This is a genomic window from Enterobacter cloacae complex sp. SHL021 (assembly GCF_049237765.1).
GTDB lineage: Bacteria > Pseudomonadota > Gammaproteobacteria > Enterobacterales > Enterobacteriaceae > Enterobacter > Enterobacter cloacae.
In genome coordinates, this window is sequence record NZ_JBMKJG010000006.1 from 174080 (window position 1) to 198178 (window position 24099).

The 24099-nt window shown below is 57.3% G+C and carries 17 protein-coding genes and 1 tRNA gene; 6 read left to right on the forward strand and 12 right to left on the reverse strand.

What is annotated here, in order from left to right; translation table 11 throughout:
• Window positions 1–515: 515 nt before the first annotated feature.
• Both ACOTZF_RS08105 and ACOTZF_RS08110 read left to right on the forward strand, forming a co-directional pair.
• Window positions 516–773, forward strand: coding sequence for an AbrB/MazE/SpoVT family DNA-binding domain-containing protein (locus ACOTZF_RS08105; RefSeq protein ID WP_129252261.1), 258 nt, complete (start codon window positions 516–518; stop codon window positions 771–773).
• The gene (locus tag ACOTZF_RS08110; protein ID WP_129252264.1) at window positions 774–1106 is read left to right on the forward strand and encodes a type II toxin-antitoxin system PemK/MazF family toxin; all 333 of its coding nucleotides are present in this window, start codon (window positions 774–776) and stop codon (window positions 1104–1106) included.
• Window positions 1107–1161: 55 nt separating this feature from the next.
• Here ACOTZF_RS08110 and ACOTZF_RS08115 read toward each other — a convergent pair.
• From ACOTZF_RS08115 to ACOTZF_RS08140, 6 genes are all read right to left on the reverse strand, one after another.
• A tRNA-Asn gene (locus tag ACOTZF_RS08115) sits at window positions 1162–1237 on the reverse strand.
• A gap of 168 nt (window positions 1238–1405) precedes the next feature.
• Window positions 1406–3595, reverse strand: coding sequence for a TonB-dependent siderophore receptor (locus tag ACOTZF_RS08120; RefSeq protein WP_013097826.1), 2190 nt, complete (start codon window positions 3593–3595; stop codon window positions 1406–1408).
• Window positions 3596–3621: 26 nt separating this feature from the next.
• Complete coding sequence (locus tag ACOTZF_RS08125) at window positions 3622–4947, reverse strand: lysine N(6)-hydroxylase/L-ornithine N(5)-oxygenase family protein (RefSeq protein WP_129318168.1); 1326 nt, start codon at window positions 4945–4947, stop codon at window positions 3622–3624.
• Entirely contained in the window at window positions 4944–6686 is a 1743-nt protein-coding gene (iucC, locus tag ACOTZF_RS08130; protein ID WP_129252268.1) for an IucA/IucC family protein, read from the reverse strand. The genes ACOTZF_RS08125 and iucC overlap by 4 nt, the downstream gene beginning before the upstream one ends.
• Window positions 6683–7630, reverse strand: coding sequence for a GNAT family N-acetyltransferase (locus tag ACOTZF_RS08135; protein WP_020687581.1), 948 nt, complete (start codon window positions 7628–7630; stop codon window positions 6683–6685). Before ACOTZF_RS08135 ends, iucC begins: the two co-directional genes overlap by 4 nt.
• Window positions 7630–9372, reverse strand: a complete 1743-nt coding sequence (locus tag ACOTZF_RS08140; protein ID WP_062728836.1) for an IucA/IucC family protein — start codon at window positions 9370–9372, stop codon at window positions 7630–7632. Before ACOTZF_RS08140 ends, ACOTZF_RS08135 begins: the two co-directional genes overlap by 1 nt.
• A gap of 138 nt (window positions 9373–9510) precedes the next feature.
• On the opposite strand from ACOTZF_RS08140, the gene ACOTZF_RS08145 reads away from it, so the two are divergent.
• Window positions 9511–10722, forward strand: coding sequence for an MFS transporter (locus ACOTZF_RS08145; protein ID WP_129252270.1), 1212 nt, complete (start codon window positions 9511–9513; stop codon window positions 10720–10722).
• Here the strand turns inward: ACOTZF_RS08145 and mtfA are convergent.
• Window positions 10719–11516: a DgsA anti-repressor MtfA gene (gene mtfA, locus ACOTZF_RS08150; RefSeq protein WP_029881844.1), complete on the reverse strand. Its 798-nt coding sequence runs from the start codon at window positions 11514–11516 to the stop codon at window positions 10719–10721. The genes ACOTZF_RS08145 and mtfA overlap by 4 nt on opposite strands.
• Window positions 11517–11900: 384 nt before the next feature.
• Here mtfA and ACOTZF_RS08155 point away from each other — a divergent pair, with 384 nt between their 5' ends.
• Window positions 11901–12803: a LysR family transcriptional regulator gene (locus tag ACOTZF_RS08155; RefSeq protein ID WP_062934721.1), complete on the forward strand. Its 903-nt coding sequence runs from the start codon at window positions 11901–11903 to the stop codon at window positions 12801–12803.
• On the opposite strand, the gene ACOTZF_RS08160 is transcribed toward ACOTZF_RS08155, so the two are convergent.
• The 3 genes from ACOTZF_RS08160 to ACOTZF_RS08170 all read right to left on the reverse strand — a co-directional run bounded on the left by ACOTZF_RS08160 (window position 12775) and on the right by ACOTZF_RS08170 (window position 16505).
• On the reverse strand, window positions 12775–13566 hold the full coding sequence (locus ACOTZF_RS08160) for a substrate-binding domain-containing protein (RefSeq protein WP_310824850.1): 792 nt from the start codon (window positions 13564–13566) through the stop codon (window positions 12775–12777). The two genes, ACOTZF_RS08155 and ACOTZF_RS08160, sit on opposite strands and share 29 nt — an antisense overlap.
• 1 nt (window position 13567) lies before the next feature.
• On the reverse strand, window positions 13568–14866 hold the full coding sequence (locus tag ACOTZF_RS08165; RefSeq protein WP_421636070.1) for an MFS transporter: 1299 nt from the start codon (window positions 14864–14866) through the stop codon (window positions 13568–13570).
• Between the two features lie 340 nt (window positions 14867–15206).
• Window positions 15207–16505: a serine hydrolase domain-containing protein gene (locus ACOTZF_RS08170; protein ID WP_129252275.1), complete on the reverse strand. Its 1299-nt coding sequence runs from the start codon at window positions 16503–16505 to the stop codon at window positions 15207–15209.
• Window positions 16506–16599: 94 nt separating this feature from the next.
• Here ACOTZF_RS08170 and ACOTZF_RS08175 point away from each other — a divergent pair, with 94 nt between their 5' ends.
• Window positions 16600–17502, forward strand: coding sequence for a LysR family transcriptional regulator (locus tag ACOTZF_RS08175; protein ID WP_040020097.1), 903 nt, complete (start codon window positions 16600–16602; stop codon window positions 17500–17502).
• Here ACOTZF_RS08175 and fumA read toward each other — a convergent pair.
• Both fumA and ACOTZF_RS08185 read right to left on the reverse strand, forming a co-directional pair.
• Window positions 17491–19140 (reverse strand): class I fumarate hydratase FumA, encoded by a 1650-nt coding sequence (fumA, locus tag ACOTZF_RS08180; protein WP_129252277.1) that lies wholly within the window; start codon window positions 19138–19140, stop codon window positions 17491–17493. The two genes, ACOTZF_RS08175 and fumA, sit on opposite strands and share 12 nt — an antisense overlap.
• A 52-nt stretch (window positions 19141–19192) precedes the next feature.
• Window positions 19193–20701, reverse strand: a complete 1509-nt coding sequence (locus tag ACOTZF_RS08185; protein ID WP_013097758.1) for an anion permease — start codon at window positions 20699–20701, stop codon at window positions 19193–19195.
• A gap of 608 nt (window positions 20702–21309) precedes the next feature.
• Here ACOTZF_RS08185 and ACOTZF_RS08190 point away from each other — a divergent pair.
• Window positions 21310–24090: a flavocytochrome c gene (locus ACOTZF_RS08190; RefSeq protein ID WP_129317742.1), complete on the forward strand. Its 2781-nt coding sequence runs from the start codon at window positions 21310–21312 to the stop codon at window positions 24088–24090.
• Window positions 24091–24099 lie beyond the last annotated feature (9 nt).

Here is a 24099-nt window from a genome sequence, read left to right on the forward strand (position 1 = left end):
TCTTTATAAATCAATGAGCATGATATATTTTCTAGCGTTATGATTATTCTTGATTCCATATTGTTACATTAGTTTATATGTTCTCTGTAAACGCATGTTCGTCTTTTTCCTCTTGCCTAATTGCTGGGTGTCACATCTGAACTAATTTGACCTTTGCGCTATCGCCGATACTTCTTCAGAGAAGGTCCGATCCGGAACTTGCCCCGCATTACGTTTATCCGAATCGAAATAATCCTTTGAACTGCAAAAACGGTTTTCTATTATTCGCCTTCTTGCCACGAACTAAGCTCGCGCTTCCACAAAATGCTTCGAGCCTTGCAAGAACCGCCTGATGTAAAAGGATGGCTGCCGTTTCATAGGCAACGCAGCCTTTGAAAACTGCCGGATCTGCCCTTCGGTGGATTGCGGCTTTTTTCACGCTTTATGACGAAAAGGAAATCACCATGAACCTGATGAATAATTGTGCACATTCTGTCGTGGATGTTATATTAAAATATAATATCCGGAGGTGCTCTATGTATACAACTCGCCTGAAAAAGGTTGGCGGTTCCATCATGCTGGCGGTTCCTCCCGCCGTGCTGAAGACGCTGGAGCTGTCGATAGACAGCGAAGTGGGAATGACGATTGATAATGGCTGCCTGATAATTGAACCCCAGAAACGGCCACATTATTCGCTGGAGGAGCTGCTGGCGCAGTGCGATCCGCATGCTGAAATGAGCGAAGAGGATCGGGAATGGATTGATGCGCCTGCAACAGGACAGGAGATCCTGTAAATGGACCGAGGGGAAATCTGGCTTGTTTCACTGGATCCGATTGCTGGCCACGAGCAAAGTGGAAAACGTCCGGTACTCATCGTATCGAAGGCATCGTTTAACAAGGTGACCCGGCTACCGGTAGTGGTTCCCGTCACCAGCGGCGGTAACTTTGCTCGTACAGCAGGTTTCACCGTTTCACTGGATGGAGCAGGGACAAAAACAATGGGCATTATTCGCTGCGACCAGCCCAGAACCATCGATATAGTGGCCCGGAACGGCAAACGGCTGGAACGCGTGCCTGACGCCGTCGTAAATGAGGTGCTTGCCAGGCTGGATGCGATTTTGAGTTAATCGTCAGGGAAGCTAAAAAGCAAAAAGCCTGCTGTAAAAGCAGGCTTTTCAAATTTGGCTCCTCTGACTGGACTCGAACCAGTGACATACGGATTAACAGTCCGCCGTTCTACCGACTGAACTACAGAGGAATCGTGTGAACGAGGCGCATAGTAGCGACCTCGGTTCGCCTTGTCAAAGGGTGAAAACACCCTTTTTGATCGTTTGCCGACAATTTCAGCAAATCGCTGATTTTATAGCAAATTTGCGGTGAAATTACACAGCAGGATGCGCCGCCCGCGGGCAGGCGGCGCAGTTGTTTAGAACAGAACGGAGTAGTTCAGACCAAATGTGCGGCCACGGCCTTTATAGGTATACAGACCCGGAGCGCCATACGTTGGGCTATACAGCCCCGGTGCGCGCTGTCCCCAGGCGGTGGTGTAGTCTTTGTCCAGCACGTTTTCCACGCTGAAACTCACTTTACCCACCGGCAGGGCGTAGCTGCCCAGGAAATCTACCGTGTTATAGCCATCGATCTTCTTACCGTCGGCATCAGAGACGTCAAAGGTCTGGGTACTCTGCACGCGCAGGGTCCAGTCGCCCGGCGCCCAGTTGACCCAGGCGCTGGCTTTCGACGGGCTGGCGCTGTCTACCGTCAGCTTCTCCCATTTACCGTTTTCACGGGTTTCAGACTTAATGGCGTTAAAGTTCGCGCCGGTGCTCCAGTCGCTGTCGGTGAAGAAATAGTCCACCTGACCTTCCACCCCGTAGATACGACGCTTGTCGTCTTCAAGGTTGATGGTCATATCGGTTTTGTTGATGGTGATGGTTTTATCCGAGAGCGAGTAGTACGCCGCAACCTGCGTGCGCAGGTTATCGCCGGTGTAGCGCCAGCCCAGCTCGTAAGCGTTAACTTTAATGCCGTCCAGCGTCGAGTCGTTAACGTTCACGCTGTTCAGCAGGCGATAGTGCCCGTCGACAAGCTGATAGGTGCCGGAGCCGTAGTACTTCGCCAGGTCCGGAATTTCAAAGCCCTGAGAGAAGTTAAACCACAGCTGCTGCTGTTCGGTCAGGCGGCCAAGGATCCCGGCGTTAAACAGGAAGTTGTTGTAATCGGTCTTCCCGCCCGGCACCGCGTCTGCTGAGGTGGCTTTCCCGGTGGCGATGGCCTGCTGCTGGGCATAGCCAACAAAATCATCCACCTTGTTTTCAGTGTACTGGTAACGCACGCCGCCGCTCAGGGTGATGGCGTCAATGTCGTAGCTCGCCTGCAGGAACGGGGCGAGGTTGGTAATGCTGTAACCCGGATAACGCCCCACGTTGTACGCATTGTCCAGCTTCATACCGCCGCTCGCTGCCGCTTTACTCAGGTCGAAGAACTGCTGGTTGGCGTCGAAGGTTTCATGGTCGGCGTCCACACCCCAGGTGAGCGTCAAATCATCCACCGGCTTGCTGTTCAGCGTTAGCTTGCCGCCGTAAAAATCGGTTTTCTGCTGGGAGGCACCGATGCTGGTCACCGTCCCTTTGCTCAGGGTCGGGAATGGGTAGTAGGTCAGGCTCTCGTCACGATAGTAGATCTGCGCGACCAGGTCCTGGCCCCAGAAATCGGTATTAGAGTACTGCAGGTTAATCAGATGGCGCTCGGTACCGGGAATACGGTCAGAATCCAGGTTGTTTTTGTTATACGCGGTGGCATCACCCGTAACCGCCGAGAAATTCTTCCCGAGGTACAGGCCGTGTTTGCCATCGGATTCGCTCTTGTAGTACTGGGTGGTTAACTGCAACTGCTGATGATCGTCAATATTGATGGTGCCAGTGCCCATCACATCAATACGGTCAGAATACTGTAACCCGGTCTGGGTGTTATCGATAATCACCTCGTCGCCGTTGCCGTCATACCAGCCGCCGTAACGCTGATAAGAAACGGACAGGCGACCAGACGCATTATCATTGCCGCCGCTGACCGCCGCCGACACGTTCTCATCGTGGTCGTTGTGGCTGTTAAACCCGCTTTTTGCCCCGGTCTGGAATTCGACTTCCGTCTCCGGCTGACCTTTTTTGGTGACGATGTTCACCAGGCCGCCGGTACTGCCGCCGCCGTACAGTGAAGTAGCGCCGGAAATCACTTCGATACGGTCGATGTTGAACGGATCGATAGAGTCAAGCTGACGGCTGTCGCTGCGGGAGGAGTTCAGACGCACGCCGTCCACCATCACCATCATTGAACGACCGCGCAGGTTCATACCGTAGTTGGTGCGCCCCTGGCTGCTGACGTCCATGCCCGGGATCAGCTGCGCCAGCACGTCTTTAATCTCTTTCCCGCCCTGAACCTGCTGCTCAATTTCCGCACGCTCGATAACCCAGGTGGTCTGCGCCATCTCCGCCACGCTGCGGTGTGCGCGGCTGGCGGAGACAACGATATTTTCTTCCTTTTGTTCTTCTGCCCACGCAGAGGTCGAAAGCATGGCAAGCAAGCACGGATTTAAAACCCAAAGATGAGAACGTTTCATTGTTATGTTGATCCTGATTGTGTGTGTCAGTACTCGGTGGTCTGTGCTAATGATTTAAAAACCTGGCTGTTATCCGTGCTGGTGGTGCTACGCCAGTGGATCACGCCGGGGGTAGTAGCCAGCTCAAACGGCTCGTCATCGTGCGCGCGATTGAGAATTCGCGCGGCGCGCCAGGCCATCAGGCTGAGCTGGGGTTCGGCAATACCGAGACGGTGCATCCCGGCATTCACGGCAAACAGGCGGTTGCCCTGCGGGCCGTCCCATTCAAGGGTGAAATCGTTGTTGATGTGAAAAGCTTCGTCGGCATCCAGGTGCAGACGATGGGAGAGTGGCGCCAGAAACGCAGGCTGCGCGGCGCGGTAGCCCGTGGCAAAGATCACCACGTCGCTCTCCAGCTGTTCACGGCCACCGTCGAGGTGATGCTGTAGCGTCAGGCGTTGCCCGTTTTGCAGACGCGTGAGTGCGGTTACCGAGCGGGACGGCATCAGGTGCGCCCAGGGTTTTTCACGCAGCACTTCAAAGCGGTGATACATGGCGCGGTAAATCGCCAGCAGGGACTCGGTGGTGATACCGTCAGAGGTCATCTTCTGCTCGTGCAGCATCTGACGACGGGCCTCTTCACCAAGTGTGGAAAAGCTGTCCACGTACTCCGGTGTGAAATACTCGTTGGCAAATGCGGCCTCATCCAGGGCGTTGTAGTTGTTGCGGCGCGACACCCAGTTCAGGCTCAGCGGCTGACCCCACTCCCCGCGGAAGATATTCAAAAACAGATCGGCACCGCTCTGGCCGCCGCCAACGACGGTCACCCGTTTGCCCGCCAAATCTGGCGTGCGCAGCATCATCTCGCTGGCGTGGAAGCAGCTGTCATCCTGCGCGGTCACACAGTCGGGGAGGTTGATCTGTTTACCAATCCCCACGCAGACGTGGCGTGCCAGGAAGCGATCGCGCTGGGTTACTACCTCAAACAGGCCCTTTTTCTCATCAAAACTCACCTGCTGTACCTGCTGGCTGAAGGCGAGGTTGGTGAGGTTTTCCGCCGCCCAGCTCAGGTAATCAGCAAACTCCTCGCGGGAGACAGTGCGCTGCTCGGTGGTCAGAAAACGGTAGAACTTTTTACGCTGTACCAGGTAGTTCAGAAAGCTATGGCGGTTGGTCGGCTCCACGGCGCTGACCAGATCCTTCAGGAAGCTGGTTTGCATGTGGCAGTCCGGCACCATCATCCCCGGGTGCCAGGAGAAATGCGGCTTACGTTCAAGAAACAGTGAACTGAATCCGTCCAGTCCCTCTGCGAGGGCAGCGATGCTGAGGTTAAACGGGCCAATACCAATGCCGATGAAATCATACGTTTTCATTGCGCTGACTCCTGGGAGACCAGAAAAAGGGGGTTATCGAGATCGCAGACGTAGTTAGGCAGCATGCGGCTGCCACCGTCGTGTTCGGAGAAGGTGAGTTTGACCGGGTTGAGGATCACGCGAATGATCTGCGGCTTAAACAGGTCGAACTTCGCGAAACGTTCTGCAAGATCCGGATGTGCGGCCATATAACGGCGCAAAACCTGCGCCAGGATCTGGTAGAAGCGGGTTTCGCTGACGCCGCTTTGCTGCGTGAGACGCGAGATAAAACGCAGCACCGTCACGAAGTTGCCGGTTTGCAGATCATGGATGATGTACTCCGCGCTCAGGCGCGCCGTGACGGCTTTCACCTGTTGCGGCAGGCTTTCCGCCTGCGGGAAATCTTCATCGACCAGCCGCATATCACCCTGGAAATCCTTCAGCAGAATGCGCTGTGGCACGTAGTCTTTCATCACCAGGGTTACGTTCTGGCCATGGGCGATGAGCGCCACGCCGTAGCGGCAGAGCAGGTGATAGAACGGGATCACCGTGGCATCGAACAGTTTTGCCAGCCAGGCTTCGGCAGTTAATCCGGAATGGGCAATCCACGCGTCAATCAGCGGGCGTCCGGCGTTGTCGGTCTCCATTAGCGCCGCCATCAGTACCGCCTGCTCGCCGTCCTGCAGATAGCAGGACGGGTTTTCGCGCCAGATCACACCCAGCATCTCCTGATAGCGATAGGGCGCTTTCGGTAATGCGGCGTAACCGGTATGCGCCAGATATCCGGCGGCGGGTTCGCCAAGCACCTGCGCGCCAGAGCGGGTGAGAGTGGCGTCGCTGGCAAACTGCTGCTGTAACCAACGCGAAGCCAGCGGCCCGGCGGCAATGTACTTGCCCGGAATGCCGCGATAGCAGGAGGTGTTGTAGATGGTCAGCGGCAGCTTGATGTCATACGGCGCGCGGCGGCTGGCGTTGGTCAGCGTGCGCAGGGACTGTTGGGCCAGATACTCATCGCCAAATTCCCCCAGCTCTACCATCTCACCGCGCGCGAGCTGGGCCAGGAAATGGACGGCAATTTTTTGCTGCCACTGCCACGGGTGCAACGGCACCGGCAGCCAGCTGTCGTCAAGCTTCAGCGCCTGCCAGCGGGCGTCAAAGCGCGCGCGCTCGGCACTGTCCATGGTGCTGGCCAGCAGGGAGTTGATATCGCAATCGACATCGCTGCTCCAGACCAGATGCTCGCGCTGCACGGCAACCCAGTGCAGGCGAAAACGTCCACGGTATTCCGGCGCGTACTGGCGCAGCGCATCCAGCCCCCAGCCGCGGCGTCCCTTGTTAAAAATGAACTTGGGATGGCCGCTCATCAGACACTGGAGTTCGTCCGGGTCGAGATGAATAAGCGCGTCGGCATCCAGCGTCTCTCGCGCCTGCAGCAACTGCATGTCGCCCCGCAGCGTGGCGTAAAGATCTTCCAGATGCTCTGCCGTTTGTGCGTCGCTCATCTCCAGCACCGTCGCCAGCTGCAGAAACGCGCTTTCCGCTTCCACGGCGGCTCCGCTGGCGGTGGTCAGACTGGCGGGATCGATATGTAACCAGCCCCAGATGCCGCGCGTGGCGCGAAACTGCCATGTTTCGCTGCCCATGGTGATTTGCCAGCGGTCAGCGGCCAGCGGCTCGGCGCTCAGGGTGCGTTCGTATTCCAGCTCGGCGAGGGTCTTCGCCACCATCTCGCGGTTCACTTTTTGCCAGAGTGCGTTCACAGTCCCACCTCGCTGAAGAAGCGGTGACGCTCGCTCATGATGAGGCGCGAACGTTTATGCGGGAAGTCGAACTCTTTAACGGTGTCAAAACCGGCAGACGCCAGATGGCGGAACAGGCGCTGATTGTCGAAACGTGGCTCAGCGACAATGCGCGTCGTGCGCGGTTCATCCAGCCACAGATAGTGGCTCAGACCGCGCAGCCAGCTACGGATATACTGCGCGCCGCGCCAGTTCTCTTCGCCGACCAGCATATGCAGCCCACGGTCAAACGGCTGCCAGCGATAGTGGCGTCCGATACGGTCTTCTGCGGCCCAGTAGAGTTCAAAATAGCCGAACGGCTGATCGTCAAAGCAGCCGATAACCGGGTAGCAGTACGTCGAGTCGAGCTGACGGCGCAGGTAGTTTTCCTGCTCTTCCTGAGGACCGGCCATCTCCCAGAACGCATTCACGCGCGGGTTGTTCATCCACTGGGTAAAACGCTCACCGTCCAGCGCCACGTCGGCCACGCGGAAGCTCAGGGTGCGTTTAATTTGTGCATCGTAACGGCGATAGACTTCCCCTTGCGGACGGTGAGGGCGCAGCGGGAAGTAAAGCTGACGGCTCTCATCGAACTGCATGCCACCGCTGCTCTGCGGACGCTCCCCCTGCAGCCACAGCGGCAGCTGCCAGAAGGTCTCACGGGCCAGATAATCGCCACTGGCAAGCGCGAATAACGCCTGCGCCTGCGGTTCATCCTGCCAGGCTGCCCACGGCAACGTGATGCCGGTCAGTGCCGGTGCGGCGACAAACAGCTGATCCAGCGCCTCGACCAGCCAGCCGTCCGGGATATCGCGCAGGCGCTCCAGCACCGCGCTGCCGTCGAGGCCTAAGGTCAGCGGCAGGGACGTGTCCGTTGCGGTGCAACGAAAGCCGTAGCCGGAATGGACGATATTCGCGTTAGCCATCACGCCTTCTCCTTGTAAAACGGGTTGCTAAAGTCGAAATAGATCACTGCCGGATCGGCAATCGTGTTTTCGTTGCGATCGTGCAGGTAGCAGAAAAAGTTGCCTTTACAGTTCCAGGTCGGGCTGTCGAGCACGTAGTCGAGGCAGCGGGTCTGCTTCGCGGTCTGGCGCAGGCTGGCCAGCGCGTCACGCACCCGTGACATCAGGCTCTCTTCGCTGTCGAAACCTGCGGCAGCGAGGGCGGCGGTGACGGCGAGTGTGGAGTTCAGCAGCAGGTAATAGGGGAAGTAGCGCAGCAGCTGGCTCTCGCCGAAGCGGTTTTCCACCTCGCTTTCACCTGCCTCTTTCAGCCACGCGTCGGCCCCTTCGGTCCAGGCGCTGCCCTGGCAATCACGGTAGATAAGCCCGACCGGGAAGTCCTGCTGCATCTCCACAAGAATGTTTTGCTGATGTGCCAGCAGGACCAGACCGTAATCGGCTTCGGCGCTGAACAGCGGAAGGAGAACGCGGTCGCAATAGGCGTCCAGCCAGCAACGCGCGGCCTGGGCGAGGGGGAGATCCAGACGCTGGCTGAGACGGCGGACCGCAGCCGCCAGCAGGCTGTCACCGCCGTCCGGCGCGGCCTGCGTCAGGCTCACCAGCACGTTGGTTTGCGTATCCGGCGTATCAAACAGCAGGTTCACGCGCAGCGCCATCAGGCTCTCTTCCTGAATGGCGCCGCTTTCGTCACGCAGACCCGCCCAGCCGTCTTCCTGCATCACGCGCATCGTGGGGTAGCGCGCCTGGAGCTCCTGCCAGCGCGCCGTTTTCGCCAGACGTGCCAGACGCATCCCGCGCTTAACCTCTTTCACCGACAGCGTGCGCACGGAGTTGGTCAGGCGCACGCTCAGGGAAAACTTAATCATGTCGCTGTTGGTTTCGCAGTACAGCGAGCGGGAGGAGCTGGTGGGCAGCCACTGCGCGCCCGCTTCGCCCAGATCCTGCAAGGCTCCCTTCGCCACCAGTCGCTGGCACCAGTCCTGCCCGAGCAGGTACTCCGCCTGCCACGGGTGCATCGGCAGCAGCCAGCGGGTGTCGGTGAAATGACCGAGCAGTTCAGGGGCGCTCTGGGCTGCGAAGCGCAGCAGACGTTCGCGCAGGGAGACGTTCAGGCTCTCGCCAGCGATCAGTTCACTCTCAACGGCAAACCAGCGCAGCGGAAAGCGGGAGGCGAAATCGGGCAAATAGCGGCGGGCTTCGGTTTCGTTAAACGGCTCGTGTGACTTCGGGGCCGGATGGAATGCGTGGCCGACCAGCAGCGCCTGTTCCGCCTCGGCGAACGTCAGCGGCGTGTCGCGCAGGTTTGCCCAGCGGTGACGCAAGTCGATCGCCTGCCAGGTATGGGCATGGCTTTCGAGGGCGCGCTGCTTAAAACGCGCCAGCGTATCGGCATCCAGTGAGCCTTTTACAGCAGGTTTTTCAAGAATTAAATCAACCAGTTGAGGGAAAGTGACGGCGTCACTACGGTCGCTGTCGGTCTGGATGAGTGTTGCCGGGAAGCGATACTGATGATGCTGGGTTGGGGAGAAATAGTGTACTGAAACCCGGATGGCCTGGGTTTGCGAGAGCGGGATATGGATCTGCGATAGCTCATCCGCAGCGGTAGCGGGGAGATAGCGCCAGTCCTTCGTTTCGCGCAACAGGGCGTTTAAAAAGCACTGGGCCGCAACGTCTGTACCGGCAGAGCGGGGCAGAGTACGCATAAATGTACCTCATTCCATGACTGATAATAATTCTCGTTATGATATTCATTCTGTTTACAGTCGCAACTATTTTTGCAATATTTGTTTTCATAAACTTCATGATTTCCACACATTTATTGACACTATGTTCACAATTCTATGCGCTCACTTTCCGACACTCTGACCGACAATCTCACCCCGAAAGCGAACTGGCCCCTGGCGTTGTGTGCCGGTTTACTGGGGATTGGGCAAAACGGTTTGCTGGTCATGCTGCCGCAGCTGGTCACGATGACCGGGCTATCGCTCTCCGTTTGGGCGGGGCTGTTGATGTTCGGTTCGATGCTCTTTTTACCGGCTTCGCCCTGGTGGGGACGCCAGAGCGAGCGGCACGGCTGCAAAAGCGTGATGCTGGCCTCGCTGAGTGGCTATCTGGCAAGTTTCTTCGTCATGGCGCTGGTGGTCTGGGCAATGGCGAACGGGATGCTTAATGCCGCCTGGGGGCTGGCAGGGCTTATCCTCTCGCGCACCCTGTACGGCCTGACAGTCTCTGGTCTGGTGCCGGCGGCTCAGACATGGGCCATTCAACGTGCGGGTCTGGAGAAAAGAATGGCCGCGCTGGCGACGATAAGCTCGGGCCTCAGCTGCGGGCGTCTGCTGGGGCCGCCGCTGGCAGCGCTGATGCTCAGTGTTAACCCGGTGGCACCGCTGTGGCTGATGGCTATGGCTCCGTTTATCGCCCTGCTGATGGTGCTGCGTGAAGTGGCCGATCCGCCTTTACCGCCAGTGGCGCAACAGGCGACGCGGCTGCAGGCATCAATGCTGCCTTATCTTATGCTGGCGCTGTTGCTTGCCGCACTGGTGAGCCTGATGCAGCTTGGTCTGTCACCCCATCTCAGTCCGTTGCTGGACGGCAATGCGGCGCAAATCAGCCATCACGTTGCGCTGCTGCTGAGCCTGGCCGCGCTGGCAACGCTCGCTGCCCAGTTTCTGGTGGTGCGTCCGCAGCACTTTCGCCCGATGACGTTACTTTGCCTGGCAGCGGTGTTGATGGTGGTCGGACTTGGGGTGATGTGTCTCGCGGATGTGGCGCTGTTCTATGTGGGGATCGTCATTACCTCGCTGGGGGCGGCGATGGCAACGCCCGGCTATCAGCTGCTGCTGAACGACAGGTTAACGACAGGCAAAGGGGCGGGGGTGATCGCCACCAGCCATACGCTGGGCTACGGCGTCAGCGCGTTGCTGGTGCCGCTGGTGACGCGCGCATTCGGTGAAACGTTTTTAATCGTGGCCGCCTGGGCAATGGCGCTGCTGTTTTTAGCCTTGAGCTTAGGGATACGGTCGGTTGAGCGTACCCCAGAAACAGGGGCCTAGTGGACGTGTCGGGAGGCTGTGCTGCCGGAACCCTCACTCTGGCGCAGACGCTGCAAGGGATCCTGCTGATAAAAATGACAAAAACGTTGCCACAGGGCCGGGAAACGCGGGGCGAACAGCTCGGGGGCGCTAAAGAAATACTCTGACAGCACCGCAAAACACTCGGCCGGATCGGTTGCCGCATAGGCATCAATGCTGGCCGCGCTTTCCCCGACAAGGTCAATCTCATCCTGGATATTTTCCATCGCCGCATGCAGGTCGTGCTCCCAACCGGCGACTTCACGCAGCGGGATCAGCGGAACACCGCTGGCGCGATCGCCGTTGCGGGTATCAAGCTTATGCGCCACTTCGTGAACAATCAGGTTAAACCCGGACGCGTCGAACGAGTCCTGGATATCCAGCCAGTTGAGGATGATGGGGCCTTGCTGCCAGCTTTGCCCGGACTGCACCACGCGCTGGTTATGCACCAGGCCAATATCATCTTCCCACTCGTCATCAACGATAAACGGCGCGGGGTAGATCAGCACTTCGTGGAAGCCATCCAGCCACTCGATACCCAGTTCGAGCACCGGCAGGCAGAAAAGCAGGGCGATACGTGCGCTTTTAAGTGCATCCAGCTCAAACCCCTGCAGCGGAACCAGCCGCTTTTGCTGCAAAAAGCGATCCGCCAGTTGAATGAGCTTTGACTGTTCATCCGGCTGGAGGTTGGCCAGCACGGGGATCGCCAGCGCGTCATCCCACGGCAGCGCCACATGTTGACCAGCGTCATTTGATTTCCAGGGCCACTTAATCATCGCTGTGCTCGCAAACTCGTCACGTGAACAAAATTGAAAGGTCAGGTTCCGTTAACATGCCAAAGAACCCGGCATGAAGGCAACTATAAAACGTAGAGATGTGGGAATGGCAGGAGAGGCCAGCCCTCTGCCATTATTCAAACACTTATCCCGTTTCCTTTCAGTGACAAAAATCCCATTGAGACGATCCCCAGCGGAAAACATGGCACAACGGGTGGCACAGGGCGTTTATCGACGTTTGATTTCCCCGAGCGCGTCGATCAACTGCACCTTCTCCACGGATATTTGCTTATTGTCCTGAAGCGGTGCTAGTACCTCTCTGATTCATAAGTCGCTATTATGAATATTCGAGTTTCCAGAAAGCGCTAAGGATTGCCAGAATCTATGCCCGTCAATTTCGACCTCAACGATCTTTATGCCTTCCGAGCGCTGGTGGAGTACGGTAACTTCCGTATTGCCGCGGAATCTATCTGCCTCTCCCAGTCCGCCTTAAGCCGCCGCATTGAAAAGCTGGAGACCGCCGTCGGCGCGAAACTGTTCGACAGAACCACCCGGCGCGTGACGCTGACGCTCTTCGGGCAGACCTTTGCCGACCGCTGCGGGCAGCTTCTGGAAAATGTGGAAACGATGCTGGCGGATATCGACAAGGTGAGCGAGGAGCGCACCGGGCTAATTACCGTTGCCACCGTGCCTTCGGCGGCCTGCCATTTTATGCCGGAGGTGATCCGCCAGTTTCATCGCCGCTATCCGCGCGTGCGCATCAAGCTTATCGACAGCAGCGCGGGCAATGTCATTGACGCGGTGGCCAGCGGGCAGGCGGATTTTGGCATCTGTTTTGCGAGGAGCCTGCAGCCAGATCTCACCTTTATTCCGCTGGTGGAGGATGTATACGTCGCCGCGTGTCGTCGCGATCATCCGCTGGCGGGACGCAAGAGTCTGACCTGGCAGACGTTTTATCAGCAGGATTACATCAGCCTGGACATTACATCGGGGAACCGGAATCTGCTCGATCAGATGCTCGGCCATATTAAGCCGGAGCGCCCGGGGATCTGCGAGACGCGCCACGTCACCACGATGCTGGGAATGGTGGAGGCGGGGATTGGTATTGCTGCCGTCCCCGCCATGTCAATGCCGCACTCTGAGCACTCCTTCCTGACGCACATTCCGCTGACCGAGCCCGAGGTCAAACGCACTGTCGGGCTGATCCGGCGCAGCGGGCGTATTCAGTCGTGGATTGCCGCTGAGCTTGAAACGCTCATTACTGCACGTTATCGCGCGGCGGAGTGACGGGGATCATCCCGGTGGCGGTGATGGACTCCTGCGCGTTTGCTGATGCGAGATAATCCAGCAGCGCTTTACCCCCGGAAGGATGCTCCGCGTGAGCGGTGACCGCGCCGGCAAAACGGGTTATGTACTGCAGGTTATCCGGCAGTTTGCCGACAAAGGTTACGCCGGGCACGGGTAACAGCTCGCTGACCTGCTGGAAACCCACGGCGTATTTCCCTTTTGCCACCTCAGAGGCGACCGGGATGCGCTCCACCTTATGCGCTTTGCCCTCTACCTGTGCTTCAATCCCCAGCTTTTTGAACAGTTCTGTTTGCACATACCGGCCGCTGGCGCTGTCGGAATAGGCGATGGCGCTGGCCTTAAGCAGGGTCTGTTTTAGCGCGCTATCCGTTGCGATATCCGGTACCGGCGAGCCGGCTTTCACCACTACGCCGATGGGCGAATCCGCCAGCTCAACGCGCGAACCTTCTTTGACCATCCGGTCCTTCGCCAGGTGCGCCAGTGCATCACCCACCATAATCACCACGTCTGCTTTTTCACCGCGCGCCAGCCGGTTGGGGATCGCCTGTGGCGTCTGTCCCATTGACGGCCCCGGGATCAGCACGATATGGTCGCCCGTCCGGGCTTCATACTGGGGGGCGAGTTTTTCCAGCGCGGCCTTAAAACCGCCTGAAATCATGACCGTCACCTCCTGGGCCAGCGCGCCTGCGCTGGTCGCCAGTATTACCAGCCCGGTCAGGCCTGAACGTACAAATGTGCGCATATTATCCTCTCTGTACTTGCAGACGCATCGCGCTGCGACGGTAGAGATAAAGCGTTGCCAGCAACGCGCAGATCGCCGCGAAGCTCATCCAGTAGCCCGGGGAGGCTTTATCGCCGGTGTACTCAATCAGGGCCGTTGAAATGACCGGTGTAAACCCGCCGAAGATCGCGGTAGCAAGGCTATACGCCAGTGAGAAACCGGCAACACGCACTTCAACCGGCATGATCTCCGTCAGCGCCGGGATCATCGCGCCGTTATAGAGGCCATAGAGGAAGGAGAGCCACAGCAATACGCTCAGCATCATGGAGAAGCTCGGTGCCTGCGCCAGCAGCGTCAGGGCCGGATAGCTGGTTGCCAGCGCCAGCAGCGTCATGGCAACCAGCACCGGTTTACGGCCGAAGCGGTCCGACAGGGCTCCGCCCACCGGCAGCCAGATAAAGTTGGAGATGGCCACCAGCAGCGTCACCAGCAGGCTGTCGGAGGCGCTGAGCATTAACACTTTTTTGCCGAAGGTAGGCGCATAGACGGTGATCAGGTAGAACGCGGTGGTGGTCATGGCGACCATCAGCATGCCCGCGACTACAACCGGCCAGTTCGCCAGTAGGGTGGTAAAGACCTGACGCATCGCCAGCGTGTGACGGCGGGTGCGAAACTCTTCGGTCTCTTCCAGCTTGCGGCGCAGGAAGAAGATAAACGGCACAATCAGGCAGCCGAACAGGAACGGGATCCGCCAGCCCCATTCACGGATGGCGCTCTCTTCCAGCATCGCGTTCAGCGCAAAGCCCATTGCGGCGGCCACCATAATCGCCACCTGCTGGCTGCCGGATTGCCAGCTGGTAAAGAAGCCTTTGCGACCCGGCGTGGCAATTTCAGCCAGGTAGACCGACACCCCGCCAAGCTCCGCCCCGGCGGAAAAGCCCTGCAGCAAGCGTCCAGCCAGCACCAGCAGTGGCGCCCACAGGCCGATGCTCTCATAAGAGGGGATCAGCACAATCAGGAAGGTTCCGGCCGCCATAATCGACAGGGTGGTGATTAACCCTTTACGGCGACCCACCTTGTCGATGTAAGCCCCGAGGACAATCGCGCCAATGGGGCGCATTAAGAAGCCAGCGCCGAAGACGGTGAAGGTCATCATCAGCGAGGCAAACTCACTGCTCGCCGGGAAGAAGGTATGCGCGATGTAGGTGGCATAGAACCCGAACAGGAAGAAGTCGAATTGCTCAAGGAAATTGCCCGAGGTGACGCGAAGTATCGCGCCCGCTCTTGCGCGAACGGTTGCAGGTGGGGTTGAGGAAATCATGGTCGTCTCCAGTTTTTTATTGACGTGTTGTCCGTCTGTTTCTGAAAACTGGCGCATTAAACGGAAATTAATAAGCGCAAATCACGCATGGACTGATGCGTACTGCACATCAATGACAGGACGTTGACCGGGATTTACATACCTAACAATAACTTAACAATTCATTGATTTTTCATTCACCATAATTCGCTAAGTGGCTGATATCGCTATTTTGTGATATCGCGCAGAAGGGCAGAGTAGCCGCTGCTCTTGTCGGGTGGCGCTTCGCTTACCCGACCTGTGAATTTTGTAGGCCCGTGCAAGCGTAGCGCCGCCGGGCAAAACTGGCAGAGCGCTCTATTCAGCGCAGCGCCTGCGCAATCGCGCTAAACATCAGCGACGCTTCCAGCGGCTGGGCGCTGAAAGACGGCTCCGCCTGCGACCAGGTGGACCACTGGACGATCACCAGGTTTTCCTTTTGATTCACCATAATCATCTGGCCAAAAATCCCCAGCGCCCAGAGTGAATCTTTCAGGGAATCCTCTGGCGCGGGCTTAACGTCTGTTGCCGTGGCGGGCACCTCGTTATTCCACCACTGATAGCCGTACAACCCTTTCGGATGCGCGTCTGAGACGGAACCTTTCGCCTGCGTCCAGTCTGACGACTCTTTTACCCAGCCGTCAGGCAGGATCTGTTTGCCCGAAGGGAGCGTACCGTTATGCAGGATAAATTCGCCGAAGCGGCCCCAGTCTTCCAGCGTGGCGTTAAAGCCGTGCGCGCCGACATCGTGCTGGCCTTTACGGTAGGCATGCCATACGCCGTCGTTCGCCATCCCGTACGGCTGCCAGATGCTTTTCTCCAGGTACGCCGCCAGCGTCATACCGGTGGCGCGCTCCAGCACGTCACCCAGCAGCCACGCGCCACCCGATGAATAGGACCAGTTCTCTCCGGCGGGGTGTTCCCGATGTAACCCCTTCACCAGCTTACGCACGCAGTCGTAGGTGCCCGGCTTCGCTTCGCATTCGGTGAGCTGCGCGAAATCAGACTGTGGGTTGGTGTAGTCTTCGTTCCACGCCACGCCCGAGGTATGAGTGATCAGCTGTCTCAGCGTCACGCCATCCCACGCCGTGCCTTTTAAATCGGGTTCGTAGCGGGTGATAAGATCGTCAAGGGAGTGGATTTTGCCCTCTTTAAGGGCGACCCCGACCAGCGCAGAGACCACGGATTTCCCCACCGAACGTGATGTCCAGAGCGTGGAATCGGTATTGCCTTCACCCAGATATTTCCACGCTATTTTGCCGTCCTTCAGCACCAGCATGCCGCTGACGTTCTGGCGCTTCACGTAATCCTGGAGGGTATAGGTCTTGCCATTAACCTGATAGCGGGCGTCGGTAAGCGGTTTCTCCGCTGCCAGCAGCGGCGTGGCCTTTCCGTGGCGGAAAACATCGCCCGCGTAGTTGCGGTAGTCGTTACGAAAGCCCACCACACGATCCGCCTGACTCCAGGTGAGCATGCTGTGCGTGTCGGGAAGGGTTGCGTCAAACGGTGCGGGGCACTGGTTGAGGTCGGTGCCGTGACAGGCAGCCATAACGGCAGGGGATAAGAGGCTGCTGACCACCAGTGCGGCGAGCAGGCTGCGGTTTAAGGTTTTGTTTTTCATGTTTATCTCGTTTGGTTCAGGAAGGACTTCAGTTTAAGAAGCCGCGCCCTATAATAAAAAACGGGTTATGGGGGAAAATCCCCCGAAAAACGGAATGAAGGGAGAGCAGGCGATGGTCTATTCATTTGCCCAGCTGGAGGCATTTACCGCGGTGGCAGAGCACGGCAGCCTGATGAAGGCAGCCATTAAGCTCGGTAAAGACCGTACGACCCTGCGCGATCTGATCGATTTTCTTGAGGACGGGCTGGGTTATGCCCTGTTCCTGCGCGAGGGACGCAGCGTGCGGCTAACGCCTGAAGGGGAACAGCTTCAGCGACAGGCGCACCTGCTGATGCGTCAGGTGAAAGCCTTTGAGGCCTTTGCCAGAGCGGTGCCGGACAGCGCGACGCAGGACATTGCCCTTGTTTACGATCCGTTCACTCCCCGGGCTTTTCTGCAGGCGCTGATTGCAGAGATGGCGGCACAAAAAATACGCCTGAGCCTGACCAGCGCGTCGCGTGACGAGGCCGAAGCCCTGCTGGCGAGCGGAGAGGCGGATTTAGGTATCTGCCAGGCGCGCAACCGTAGCGTGGGTAATGAGATGGAGTGGCGGGCTCTGGGAGCCATCGACATGGATTTTTACGCCGCAGACGCGCTTTTTGCGAAGGTTGCCACGCCGGTTTCGCTGCTCGATCTCTCTCTGGTTCCGCAGGTGGTTATGCATGCCGCGTCAGATGAACCGGTTGCCCGTCGTCTGCAAATTGCCGGGCATACCCTTTTCACTAATGAAATTGAGATGCTGCGCGGCCTGCTGGAGCAGGGCTGTGGCTGGGGCTTTTTGCCGACCCATCTTCATGCGACGCAGTGGAAAAACGTAAAAAGGCTGCCCACCGAAGTGGGCAGCCAGGGGATAAGTCAGACGATGGTCACTATCTGGAAGCCGGGCAGCGACAAGCGTGAACGGATCAATCAAACGTTGTCGCGGCTGCCGGCACTATGGAAACGCTCAGCGCTGTGAACATCCCTGGCACTGTTTGTTCTGGATATGCTGGAAGAAGTCGTTACCTTTGTCATCCACCAGGATAAACGCCGGGAAGTTCTCCACTTCAATTTTCCAGATGGCTTCCATTCCCAGTTCCGGATACGCCACGCACTCCAGGCTCTTGATGCTGTTTTGCGCCAGTACCGCCGCCGGGCCGCCGATGCTGCCCAGATAGAAGCCGCCGTGTTTGTGGCAGGCATCCGTCACCTGCTGGCTGCGGTTGCCTTTGGCCAGCATGATCATGCTCGCGCCGTGGGACTGCAGTAAATCCACATACGAGTCCATGCGGCCCGCAGTGGTTGGGCCGAGGGAGCCGGAGGCATAACCTTCCGGTGTTTTGGCCGGGCCCGCGTAGTAAATCGGATGGTCTTTAACGTACTGCGGCAGTTCCTCGCCGTTGTCGAGCAGCTCTTTCAGCTTCGCGTGGGCGATATCACGCGCCACGATGATGGTGCCGTTCAGCGACAGGCGGGTAGAGACCGGGTACGCGGAAAGCTGCGCCAGGATCTCGTTCATCGGCTTGTTGAGGTTGATGCTGACCACGTCACCTTCGCCCTGCTGGTGCAGCGATTCAGGAATGTACTGACCCGGGTTGTGTTCCAGTTTTTCAATCCAGATCCCGTCGCGGTTGATTTTCGCTTTGATGTTACGGTCTGCGGAGCAGGAGACACCCATGCCGATTGGGCAGGAGGCACCGTGGCGCGGCAGGCGGATCACGCGGATATCGTGAGCGAAGTATTTACCACCAAACTGCGCACCCAGACCCAGGTTCTGCGCTTCCTGGAGCAGTTCCTGTTCGAGCTGAACATCGCGGAACGCCTGGCCGTGTTCGTTCCCCTCGGTGGGCAGGGCGTCGTAGTAGCGGGTGGAGGCCAGCTTCACCGTTTTCAGTGTCGCTTCCGCGGAGGTTCCGCCAATCACGAAGGCAATATGGTATGGCGGACAGGCCGCGGTACCCAGGGTGCGCATTTTCTCCACCAGATAGTTTTTCAGCTTCGCCGGAGTGATCAGCGCTTTGGTTTCCTGATAGAGGTAGGTTTTGTTGGCTGAACCGCCGCCTTTCGCCATGCAGAGGAATTTGTACTCGTCGCCGTCGACGCTGTAGAGATCGATCTGCGCAGGCAGGTTGGTGCCGGTGTTCACCTCTTTATACATATCCAGCGCCGCGTTCTGGGAGTAGCGCAGGTTGTCTTCGATGTAGGTGTTGTACACCCCCTGACTCAGCGCGGCTTCATCGCCACCGCCGGTCCAGACGCGCTGGCCTTTTTTACCCATGATGATCGCCGTGCCGGTATCCTGGCAGGTTGGCAGCACGCCTTTAGCGGCGATTTCAGAGTTACGCAGGAACTGCAGGGCAACGTACTTATCGTTCTGGCTCGCTTCCGGGTCGTTAAGAATGGCGGCGACCTGCTTCTGATGGGAAGGACGCAGCATAAACGCAGCATCGTGGAACGCCTGCTGCGCCAGCAGCGTCAGCGCCTCTGGCTCGACTTTCAGGACTTCCTGACCGTCGAACTCGGCAACGGAGACGTGCTCTTTGGTCAGCAGATAGTATTCGGTGTCGTCGTGCGCGAGTGGGAAGGGGTTTTGATAAAAAAACGGTTTGTTTGACATAGCTTGCTCCAGAAAAATAAAACCGCCGGAGGAGAAGTCCGGCGGTCAGGAATCAGAACATCATGGACATCCACGGATAACCAATCAGCAGCAGGGCCGCCAGGAAGATGGCACCGAAGATAGTGCCCAGGCGCCAGTAGTCTTTGGTTGGCAGGTAGCCACTACCGTAGTAAATCGGGCTTGGGCCGGTACCGTACGGGGTGATGATCCCCATCACACCCAGCGAGGTCACCATCAGCAGGACGAAGACTTCCATATTCATGCCCGGAATGGTGGAGGCGATGGTCAGCATCGCCGGCAGCAGCGCGGTGGTGTGCGCGGTGGTGCTGGCAAACAGGTAGTGCAGCAGGTAGAACGCCAGCAGCAGTACGATGGTGGCAACGCCCGGCGAGATACCGCTCATTAACAGACCGCCCTCTTTACCCAGCCAGCTGATAAAGCCGGTAGAGGAGAGGCCATCTGCCAGCGCGACCAGGGTGGCGAACCAGACGAAGGTATTCCACGCGGCTTTATTTCCGGTGATATCGTTCCACTCCAGCACGCCGGTCCACAGCATCAGACCCACAATCAGCAGGGCAGCCATGGCTGGTTCAATCCACGCGGCGGCGAAGATCCACATCAGCAGCGCACAGCATACGAACACCAGCAGCAGAATTTCATTGCGGGACAGTTTGCCCAGTTTTTCCAGTTCACGGGTTGCCCACAGCGGTACTTCATTATTCACTTTGACTTCTGGTGGGTAGAACCAGTAGGCCAGCAGCGGCATGGTCAGAATCAGCAGAATGCCCAGCGGCAGGAAGGCGAGGAACCAGGTACCCCAGGAGATATCAATCCCTACCGTGCTTTTCACCAGCGCCAGTGCCAGCAGGTTCGGCGCAAGGGCGGAGAGGAACATCGAGCTGGTGATACAGGCCGCGGTGATCGCCACCCACATCAGGTACGAACCAATTTTACGCGCGCTTGGGTCGTTTGGTTTTGAGCCATACAGCGGCGGCAGGTTAGCGATGATCGGGTAGATGGTCCCGCCGCTACGTGCGGTGTTGGACGGCGTAAACGGTGCCAGCAGCAGGTCCGCGAAGGTGATGGCATAACCGAGCGTCAGGCTGCGACGGCCGAGATATTTCACCAGAATCAGCGCCAGACGGCGGCCGAAGCGGGTTTTATCATAGCCCGCGGCGAACATGAAGGCACCGAAGATCAGCCACACAGTCGAGTTACCAAACCCGCTGACCGCCCACTTAAAGGAGGCACCCGCCAGCTTGAATTTCGGGTCGGCCAGCTGTTCAGGGCTGAACAGCACCCACTGGCTGCACAGCGCAATCGCCACCACGCCAGTCAGACCGATCACCGCGCCCGGCAGCGGTTCGAAGATTAAGCCGACGATCACGCCGACAAAGATCGCGAAGTAGTGCCAAGCATAAGGCGGCAGTCCTTCTGGTACCGGAACAAACAGCAGCAGGACGGCGACGATGACGGGCAATGCCATCATCAGCAGTCGTTTTGCTTTCCCATTTGATGCCTGGTTCGCCACAGGGGGCGTTACAGCAGTTTTTGTATTCATAGTTTCACGTCTTAAGTTGTCAAAAATTCGGTCGCACTGAAAAACAAAATTGCTTTCTTAAGTTTCTTTGCTTTTTTTAGTTATTAAAGGTGCTGATTTGTATTTTCAGTAATAGCGATTTAACGCATTTTGGTTTGCGCTAAATTAAAAATTGATGATGTTTTTATATTGCGCTTTTGGATGCCATAACTATTGATCGCGATCAAAAAAAGAGAATTGCAGCGTTATTTTTATGCTTTTATTAATAACCACTCTGGCGTATGTGGGTATTACGCATATTATGAGTTCAATTTATCATTTCTGTAACAATACCGAATTTTGATAATTTTTATCTGATTGATTTGTATAGATTTGATTGGTTTTTGGGGGAACGGTCTTACCATTGGTTATTTAACGAATTTTAAATTATTGTGAATGGCTAAATTACAATCGCTAACACCAATGTGTTATTTGTGTTATCGCAGGGATTAAATAGTTTTTTAACTAACGTAATAACTTTAGAAACTAAAAAAATCATTATATTAATATCATGACATCGGCAAATAACGACGAAATAAAAAATCAATCCGATAACGAATTCTTAATTTTTAAAGTTTGGAGTTTCAATTATGAGCACTAACGAACGTATTCTGAGCCCCTTCACATTACCGAATGGCACCGAACTGAAAAACCGTTTGTTAATGGCACCCATGACCACCTGTACCGGCTATTACGACGGCACGGTCACCAGCGAGCTGGTGGAGTACTATCGGGCCCGTTCCGGCAGCATTGGTACCATTATTGTTGAATGCTGCTTTATCGATGATCTCGGCCTTGCGTTCCCCGGCGCGATTGGTATCGATAACGACGAGAAAATCGCCGGGCTGGCGAAAATCGCGGACGCCATTAAATCCAAAGGCTCGAAAGCCCTGCTGCAGATCTACCACGGCGGCCGTATGGTCGATCCAAAACTGATCGGTGGCCGCACGCCGGTTGGCCCAAGCGCCGTTGCCGCGCCGCGTGACGGGGCCGCCACGCCGGTTGCCCTGACCGGTGAAGAAGTGGAAGGCATGATCGGCAAGTTTGGTGAAGCCGTACGCCGCGCTATCCAGGCCGGTTTCGACGGGGTTGAAATTCACGGCGCAAATACCTACCTGATTCAGCAGTTCTACTCCCCGAACTCTAACCAGCGCGACGACGAGTGGGGCGGCAGCCGCGATAACCGCGCTAAATTCCCGCTGGCGGTGCTGGATATCACGCACAAAATGGTGCGCCAGTACGCGGACGATGCGTTCATTATTGGCTACCGTTTCTCCCCTGAAGAGCTGGAAGTCCCGGGCATCCGCTTTGAAGACACCATGTACCTGCTGGAAAAACTGGCGGCACGCGGTGTGGATTATCTGCACTTCTCCGTGGGGGCGACCCTGCGTCCTTCCATTGTCGACACGCAGGACCCAACCCCGCTCATCAAAAAATATTGCGCCATGCGTTCTGAAACCCTGGCTCAGGTTCCGGTGATGGGTGTCGGCGGCGTGGTGAATGCTGCAGACGTTAACGAGGCGCTGGATAGCGGTTACGACCTGATTGCCGTGGGGCGCGCTACCATCGCTTACCCGGACTGGACTGACCGGATCGCGGCCGGTGAAAGTCTGGAGCTGTTTATGGACAGCACCAAACGCGAAGATCTGAGCATTCCTGAACCACTGTGGCGCTTCTCGCTGGTGGAAGCGATGATCCGCGATATGAGCATGGGCGAATCAAAATTCAAACCAGGCATGTTCACTGAGAAGGTGCAGGACGATGTTAACGAACTGGTAATCAACGTCAGCCTGGAAACCGATCGCATCGCCGATATTGCGCTGGCGTCTGGCCCGAGCGAAGACGTTGAGTTTGTCACCAGCTTTGAAGAGATCCGCACCCGCATTCTGGACGCCAACACCCCGCACGTGGATGCCATCACGGGTGCAACCAGCCAGAGTGAAGCGGTGAAAAAAGCGGTCTCTAAAGCGATGCTGAAATCCAGCAAAGCGCTGGCGGCAGAAGAGGGCGCTGACCCGAACGCGATCCGCAGTGTGGATGTGGTGGTAGTGGGTAGCGGCGGTGCCGGTCTGGCCGCAGCCATTCAGGCCCACGATGAAGGCGCGAGCGTGCTGATTGTTGAGAAGATGCCAACCATCGGCGGGAACACCATCAAAGCTTCTGCCGGGATGAATGCCGCCGAGGCGCGCTTCCAGCGGGTGAAAGGGATCCAGGACAGCAAAGAGCTGTTCTACCAGGAGAGCCTGAAAGGGGGCGGTAACAAGAACAACCCGGAACTGCTGCGCCGCTTCGTGGAGAATGCGCCGCAGGCGATTGAATGGCTGGCAACCCGCGGCATTATGCTGAATGACATCACCACCACCGGCGGGATGAGCATTGACCGTACGCACCGTCCAAAAGACGGCTCTGCGGTAGGCGGCTATCTGATCAGCGGCCTGGTGCGTAACGTCAACAAACGCAACATCGACGTAATGCTTGATACGTCTGTCAGCGACATCCTGTTCGAAAACGGCGAAGTCACCGGCGTGCGTCTGACCACAGAAGAGAACGAAACCCTCACCGTGACCACTAAAAGCGTCATTGTCGCCACCGGTGGCTTCAGCGCCAACAGCCAGATGGTGGTGAAATACCGCCCTGACCTGGAAGGTTTTGTCACCACCAACCACAAAGGGGCAACCGGCGGAGGTATCGCGCTGCTGGAACGCATCGGTGCCGGTACGGTCGATATGGGCGAGATCCAGATCCACCCAACCGTTGAGCAGAAAACCTCGTACCTGATTTCCGAATCCATTCGCGGCGGCGGAGCGATTCTGGTGAACCAGCAGGGGAACCGTTTCTTCAATGAAATGGAAACTCGCGATAAAGTCTCGGCGTCAATCATCGCACTGCCGGAGAAATACGCGTATATCGTCTTTGACGAGCACGTTCGTGCCAAAAACAAAGCGGCGGATGAGTACATCGCCAAAGGCTTTGTGACCAGCGCCAGCTCGCCAAAAGCCCTGGCCGAGGCGCTGGGAATGGATTACCACGCTTTCCTGGCGACCCTTGAGCGCTACAACGGCTTTGTTGAAAAACAGCATGACGATGATTTTGGCCGTACCACCGCGCTGCGTGCGCCCATCAACGAAGGGCCGTTCTACGCCATTCAGATTGCGCCGGGCGTGCACCACACCATGGGCGGCGTGACCATCAACACCGAAACCTGCGTGCTGGACAGCAACCACAACGTGCTGCCAGGGGCGTTTGCGGCCGGTGAAGTGGTCGGCGGGATCCACGGCGGTAACCGTATCGGCGGTAACGCGGTGGCAGATATCATTATTTTTGGTACGCTTGCAGGACATCAGGCGGCTATGCGTTCGAAAAAGCAGTAAGACCCCTGT

Bases quoted from the DNA above. Each gene is read 5' to 3' on its own strand.
- ACOTZF_RS08185 (WP_013097758.1), bottom strand. From the start codon at position 20,701: ATGAATACAAAAACTGCTGTAACGCCCCCTGTGGCGAACCAGGCATCA.
- ACOTZF_RS08135 (WP_020687581.1), bottom strand. From the start codon at position 7,630: ATGGCTAACGCGAATATCGTCCATTCCGGCTACGGCTTTCGTTGCACC.
- mtfA (WP_029881844.1), bottom strand. From the start codon at position 11,516: ATGATTAAGTGGCCCTGGAAATCAAATGACGCTGGTCAACATGTGGCG.
- ACOTZF_RS08105 (WP_129252261.1), top strand. From the start codon at position 516: ATGTATACAACTCGCCTGAAAAAGGTTGGCGGTTCCATCATGCTGGCG.
- ACOTZF_RS08125 (WP_129318168.1), bottom strand. From the start codon at position 4,947: ATGAAAACGTATGATTTCATCGGCATTGGTATTGGCCCGTTTAACCTC.
- ACOTZF_RS08120 (WP_013097826.1), bottom strand. From the start codon at position 3,595: ATGAAACGTTCTCATCTTTGGGTTTTAAATCCGTGCTTGCTTGCCATG.
- fumA (WP_129252277.1), bottom strand. From the start codon at position 19,140: ATGTCAAACAAACCGTTTTTTTATCAAAACCCCTTCCCACTCGCGCAC.
- ACOTZF_RS08170 (WP_129252275.1), bottom strand. From the start codon at position 16,505: ATGAAAAACAAAACCTTAAACCGCAGCCTGCTCGCCGCACTGGTGGTC.
- ACOTZF_RS08165 (WP_421636070.1), bottom strand. From the start codon at position 14,866: ATGATTTCCTCAACCCCACCTGCAACCGTTCGCGCAAGAGCGGGCGCG.
- ACOTZF_RS08140 (WP_062728836.1), bottom strand. From the start codon at position 9,372: ATGCGTACTCTGCCCCGCTCTGCCGGTACAGACGTTGCGGCCCAGTGC.
- ACOTZF_RS08110 (WP_129252264.1), top strand. From the start codon at position 774: ATGGACCGAGGGGAAATCTGGCTTGTTTCACTGGATCCGATTGCTGGC.
- ACOTZF_RS08145 (WP_129252270.1), top strand. From the start codon at position 9,511: ATGCGCTCACTTTCCGACACTCTGACCGACAATCTCACCCCGAAAGCG.
- ACOTZF_RS08190 (WP_129317742.1), top strand. From the start codon at position 21,310: ATGAGCACTAACGAACGTATTCTGAGCCCCTTCACATTACCGAATGGC.
- ACOTZF_RS08160 (WP_310824850.1), bottom strand. From the start codon at position 13,566: ATGCGCACATTTGTACGTTCAGGCCTGACCGGGCTGGTAATACTGGCG.
- ACOTZF_RS08175 (WP_040020097.1), top strand. From the start codon at position 16,600: ATGAAGGGAGAGCAGGCGATGGTCTATTCATTTGCCCAGCTGGAGGCA.
- ACOTZF_RS08155 (WP_062934721.1), top strand. From the start codon at position 11,901: ATGCCCGTCAATTTCGACCTCAACGATCTTTATGCCTTCCGAGCGCTG.